The organism is Nodosilinea sp. LEGE 07088 (assembly GCF_015207395.1).
Classification (GTDB): domain Bacteria; phylum Cyanobacteriota; class Cyanobacteriia; order Phormidesmidales; family Phormidesmidaceae; genus Nodosilinea.
This window is the reverse complement of sequence record NZ_JADEWX010000265.1, coordinates 1-5,769: the sequence shown is the minus strand read 5'-3', so window position 1 is coordinate 5,769 and position 5,769 is coordinate 1. Positions and strand designations below refer to the sequence as shown.

At 44.8% G+C, this 5,769-nt stretch carries 5 protein-coding genes; all 5 read left to right on the top strand.

Annotation, left to right across the window (positions count from 1 at the left end; all coding sequences use genetic code 11):
* The 5 genes from IQ254_RS34095 to IQ254_RS29255 all read left to right on the top strand — a co-directional run bounded on the left by IQ254_RS34095 (position 1) and on the right by IQ254_RS29255 (position 5,614).
* On the top strand, positions 1-96 hold the full coding sequence (locus IQ254_RS34095; protein WP_369011301.1) for a transposase: 96 nt from the start codon (positions 1-3) through the stop codon (positions 94-96).
* 51 nt (positions 97-147) lie between these two features.
* The gene (locus IQ254_RS29270; protein WP_313887609.1) at positions 148-591 is read left to right on the top strand and encodes a DUF3616 domain-containing protein; all 444 of its coding nucleotides are present in this window, start codon (positions 148-150) and stop codon (positions 589-591) included.
* Positions 592-673: 82 nt separating this feature from the next.
* Positions 674-2,101, top strand: coding sequence for a hypothetical protein (locus tag IQ254_RS29265; RefSeq protein WP_193969675.1), 1,428 nt, complete (start codon positions 674-676; stop codon positions 2,099-2,101).
* Positions 2,102-2,266: 165 nt separating this feature from the next.
* Entirely contained in the window at positions 2,267-4,087 is a 1,821-nt protein-coding gene (locus IQ254_RS29260) for a hypothetical protein (RefSeq protein WP_193969674.1), read from the top strand.
* 330 nt (positions 4,088-4,417) lie between these two features.
* A complete protein-coding gene (locus IQ254_RS29255) occupies positions 4,418-5,614 on the top strand; it encodes an ISAs1 family transposase (RefSeq protein ID WP_228041213.1) in 1,197 nt (398 codons plus the stop codon).
* Positions 5,615-5,769: the final 155 nt, after the last annotated feature.

The following is a 5,769-nucleotide window of genomic DNA, read 5'->3' as shown; positions in this document are numbered from 1 at the left end:
ATCAACAATCGAATTAAGTTGATTAAGCGCCAAGCTTATGGGTTTGTAAACTTTGAGAATTTCCGTAAGCGCTTGCTAGCTTGCTTTTCTGATTAGAAAAACTTATCACCATGCTGCCGGAAGAACCCGCCTAGCGAAGAATTACTAATTGGCTTCCGTAACCCAGTTCCTCAAGGCAAAGCTATTCTCTTACCACTTAAAAGTCCTCAAGAACTGCTTGAAAAGGAAAATTTAAGAGCAGTTTTTGGTGAGCCGATAGAACTTGACTTGAATGGACTTGGTATCCGAAGCATTGATTGCTGGGAAGATAAAAATCTATACATAATTATTGCTGGTGCTTATGACGGCGGCGATCAATTCTCCCTCTACCAATGGTCAGGGCTAGACGAAAGGCCACAGAGAATTGAAATACCTGACATGCCACCAGACTTCCGTCCAGAAAGTGTGCTGTTCTATCCAAACCAACCTAATCGATTCCAAATCCTGAGTGACGATGGCACCATCACACGATCTGGAGGTTTTAGTTGTAAAGATCTTGAAAACAATCATCCACAAAAATACTTTAGAAGTCTTTGGGTTAGGGAAGTTTAGAACTCCTTCACTGTAAGAAAGACCATCCTGTCATGCAATTACTTTCACTGCAAACCACAACTTAAAAATTGAAGAGGTTATCATGTCGTCTCCACTAAAATCTATCTTGGGTAAGATCTACACCATGCTAACTTCCGGGGACGGCACTGTCCCAAATGCAAAAGATGGCTTTATTGCCTGGTGTATTCCTGGTATTCCTTTCAATCATTCCGACTTATTATTCGCTAATAAGTTATTTGCAACTGATGCCGACCAGGCGAGAGATCTGCTAAATCAGGCCTCCAATTTTTCTAGGCTTGTCAACTTTATACCAGATGCGTCATCAGGTATTTTTGATCTCGAAAAACAAGAAGCTATCTACAGTCAAACTGGAAAGACTCTTTGGAGCGCTTACGAAACTATTTTAAACACGAGCGAAGTTGTAGATAAAGGTGATTTAAGTCCCGACAGACAGTCTAAACTTGATAAATGGAGGAAGTTGCTAGTAGAAGTCTACGAGGATGAAAATATAATCACTGAAGAGATAGAGCAGAAAACACGACCGGGGAGACTTGTAAGAGCATATACCGACAAGCAGAATCATTACATTAATGCGTGTCTAGAATACAACGCTAAACGTATAGCGGCTATGTATGCTGAGTCTCCTGTAGCTGTTCAAGACTGGACATTGAATGCTTTTCTGTATAGGTTGAAGGTTCAAAATGCCTATAATGTATGGGTAGCTGAGGGGTATAAGAATGAATACGAAACTATAATGGCTACTATAAACCAATGGACAAAGCAAAGTCTTGTTCTATGGAAACAGAAGTTGTTAGATAATCTCACTTGGAGCAAGCAAACAGATTTAGTGAATAATCAGGAGTTCTACCTTACTACCTTTTGGCCACCTCAATTTGCCACAACCCAAGAAGGATGGACTGACTATAAACTTGAACAGAAAACTCTATCTAAGTACGCTCAAAGCCAAACTAATGCCTGGGACATGGAGGTAGGTGCAGGCATTGGTCTATTTGGCGGAAGTGTATCTGCCGGGGTAGAAAATGGAAAACTCTATGATGAACTAAACACTTCAAACTTTAATATCAATTTTGAAATCGTTCAGATTCCGCTGCTGCGCCCATGGTTCAATCCAGAATTTCTCGCTAGTAATGCCTGGCGGTTCAGATCTGATTCAGAAATTGCCCCAATCTCCGATGGGGGAAGACCGCCTAAAGGGTTCCTTCCGACTTATCCAACCACAGCGATCTTTATTCGCCGCCTCAAAGCTGATTTTTCAGAGTTGCACGATACTTCCAGTAGTTATACACAAGCGATTAAGGCCGGCTTGAAAGTTGGGTACGGCCCATTTTGCCTGTCAGGTAACTATCACACGGCATCTGGCGATTCTAAGGTTGAAAACACCTTAAACCAAGAAGGACTGACGGTTGAAGGACTACAACTGATTGGCTTCAAGTGTGCAATTGTGCCCAAGTCGCCGAACCCCAGCCCAACTATTACTGATTGGGCATAGGTTATTGATTAACCCGGCAGTTGTTAAGCAGAATTCTCAGATATTGCCTGAAATGGTAGGCACTGCCGGGTTAATAAAACATCTTCCTGAGAAGGTCAAACCAACAGATCTCATCTTCTAACCTTTCTAAATAGCTGCAATCTGATATTTTTAAGGTGGTACCAAATGGCCAATCATACTGTTTTTTTGACAAGTAATGCGATTTTAGCTCTAATGACTAAGCTAGAGAAAATGTATGCTGGCTCAGATAATAATTTCCTGGTATTCTCAGTGCCTGCTATGCCATTGACACCTCACAATTTTAACTTTTTAGAAAATAACTCAGGACTTACTCCCCAAGAAAAACTCCAAGCGCAATCAGAATTTGCCCGAATTACTAATCTTATACCAGCTTATAAGACCCTCTGGTTTCAAGACGGTCGTATGTTATGGGATGAGTATGAGACCATTCTCTCCAATGCTTTAGTTGCATCTAAGTATTTAAGTGCGGCTGAGAAAGTTGAGCTTCAGGCTGCAAACGAGGTACTTTATGAAAAACAGACTGACCAAAATTCTCATAAGCTATTACAGTACTATAAGTTTCAGGAATTATATCTTGAGGCCTATAAGAGTTATAACGATCAAAAACTAAAGGCCGATAACTCCACGGATCTAGAAGTTAAACAAAATTGGCAATCAATTGAGCCTCAGTATAAAGCTGCAGTCGATAAAGCTCTTCATGAGTGGCAATCTTTTGGACATAAAAGCGAAGTTGAAGAGGCTTTTGCTGATCGTGATCGAATAACTGATTCCAACTACCATACCACGTGGAATAAATGGCATCAGATTTATAGAGAATTTCGTGCCACAGACTTAGCTAACATTGATTTTTGGCCTACATTCTTTTATCCATCTAATTTTTTCAGAACAGATTCTATTACTGATTGGGCACCGTTAAAATTAGACTCTGATGAAATAGAAGCACTATGCAAGCAGGCGAGCGAGGCTAGTCGAGTAATAATGGGCGCTTCTCATTCTGAAGCTAATGACGGAAAAGCCTTAAACATTGATATCTCTCAAATCTTAGTGGAATTGATGCGCGTAGATATTATACGCCCTTGGTTTAAGCCTAGTATTTTTAAGAGTAGATTCTGGAAATGGCCTGACGATAGGGAGCCACTCAGTGACGGGCAAGATCCCCCCTGCGGAGGTTTACCGGGTTATATAACCTCCATCATACTTGCTCGAAATCTTGTGATGAAACCAAAGCCCAGCTCAATTTCAAATGAGAGGATTATCAACAATCTCCAAGAGAATCAACAGATTAATATCAGTCCATTGCACTTGGAGAGAATTAGTGAAATTGTTGGTTTAACCACCGATGCCATTAAGCAAACAATCGCTTTCGATACTTTTCCAGATGGTATACCAATAGCGTCCGATCTTTCTCTAAATGGCAATGAATTTTTCTCTAAGGGAATTCTTTTGTCAGGTTCTCCCGAAGATGAGATCTTTCCTGAGGCAACCTCAACTGCTATTCGATATGTTGCATGCAACGTTCCTATCAAATTCCCAATATTGACTTCTGCAGTACCAGGAAAGCCCTCTCGATACAACGTTGTACCAATTAAAATTACCTTTACCCGAACTGTCAACCTGGTAGCCTTAAAATTCCTAGGGAATAATGCTACTTACACGCTGGAAGCCTTTGACAAGGACGAAAAATTGATCGGAACATCTCAAAAAAGTGCACGTTTTGATGATCGAACGGCTCAGTTTAAGGTAAATGAGATAATTTTTGAATCCCCAAAATGTGATATTAAAAGCATCCGCTTTGGCAATTCTGGCAATATGACAATGGTTAAAGAGATCCATTATGAGTTCTCTGAGAACATTGATGTCGAAGGCAATGAGCAACCCGAAAAGAAAGGCTTTCAGCTCATAGCATTTGTATGCCAAAAACTACCTAAGTCGCCGAACCCAGATCCAGCACTAACTTATTCCTAGTAGAGGCATAGTCAAGGTAAATGTTTCTCCCAGTGAGATAATCAGAATTGCGTCTGCATGCTTTGCCTCTTCAAATTTGAGCATAAACTATTAGCACTCACCTACTGTTCTACCTAAGTTCCAGAGCGATTCGTCAAAGCCTTGCAATAGAACCGAGGGTTTCTTCTCAGGGACTATTACCAGGGTAATCGCATCTAATTTGGTATAAATTGTACTTGACAAGATACCAGAGCATAGGTGGGTGAATATTGGTTGTCTATGAGACAGCGGGAGAGCGGTGCAGCGGGGTTACCTAGGACATCATTCCCCTCATCAACGTGGAGAGACCCCATGGCTCAAGGCTTTGGTCACCGGGTGCTGAGTCCTCAGCAGACCCGAGAGGTTAAGCTTTTAAGACGGAGTGTCCTCCAACATTTTCAGCACCTCCCGGATCCGCGTGTGGAACGAACCCAGCACCATAGCCTGGTAGCGATTGTGACGATAGTCCTCTTCGCAGTGCTGGCTGGGGCGGATGGCTTTGTCGCCATTGAGCGCTATGGCCGGGCCAAGCAATCGTGGCTAGAGACCTTTTTAGACCTCCCCCACGGCATCCCGTCTCACGATACCGTTGGGCGAGTGATTGGGGCGCTCGACCCGCAGGCGTTGGAGGCCGGATTTCTCGCCTGGGTGGGCCAAATCACGTCGTCTTTGGGTGTGGAGTTGATTCATATAGACGGGAAAACTGCCCGCGGTTCCTATGACCGGGAGGGGAACCTAAAAGCCCTGCATAGCGTGAGTGCTTGGAGTAGTGAGCATGGCCTGGTACTAGCCCAACAGCGGGTCGACGCCAAGTCCAATGAGATCACGGCTGTTCCCGTGCTGCTTAACCTCCTGAACCTGAAAGGCACGGTGGTGACCCTCGATGCCATGGGCACTCAGACGGCGATTGCGACCCAGATCAAGCAAGCCGAGGGGGACTATGTATTGGCCCTCAAAGGGAATCAAGGCACCCTGAGTCGAGCGGTCGAGACCTGGTTTGAGCAGGCAGACGCCAAGGGCTGGGATGGCATCGACTATGACTATCATGAGACGATGGAGTCGAGTCATCACCGGCTTGAAACCCGTCAGGCTTGGACGGTGCCGGTCAGTCAATTCCCCCCGTTGCCCCGTCAGGCGAAGTGGAGTGGCTTCACCACGGTCGTCATGGTGCGCAGTACCCGCCAACTCTGGAACAAAACCACGACTGACGTCCGGTTCTACATCAGTAGTTTGCCGTCCCATGCCCTCCGCCATGCCCAAGTGATTCGCTCTCATTGGAGTGTCGAAAATAGTCTCCATTGGGTGCTCGATGTCACCTTCAATGAAGATGCTAGCCGCATTCGCCAAGGCGATGCCGCCCAAAACCTCGGGCTCATCCGTCGGCTCAGTGTCAGTTTACTGAAGCGCGAACCGTCGAAGCTCAGCCTCAAAATGAAGCGCTACACCGCCGCGATGGACAATAGCTTTCTGCTCAAGATCTTGGCCGCCAGCGGGGCGGATGAAGCGTGACGAACCACAAGAGGGCCATCCTGAAATCCTTAACGGGTGACAACGTACCTAAAGAGCTTGCTGCATCAGGGATAGAGCATAGAGACCACGCTGAAAATAGCGATGTTTATGGGGTTTGAGCGCTATCAGTTGGAGTGCCCAGTCGGTCCATAACT

Coding starts and splice junctions, on each gene's coding strand:
- IQ254_RS29265 (WP_193969675.1), top strand. CDS start 674: ATGTCGTCTCCACTAAAATCTATCTTGGGTAAGATCTACACCATGCTA.
- IQ254_RS29260 (WP_193969674.1), top strand. CDS start 2,267: ATGGCCAATCATACTGTTTTTTTGACAAGTAATGCGATTTTAGCTCTA.
- IQ254_RS29255 (WP_228041213.1), top strand. CDS start 4,418: ATGGCTCAAGGCTTTGGTCACCGGGTGCTGAGTCCTCAGCAGACCCGA.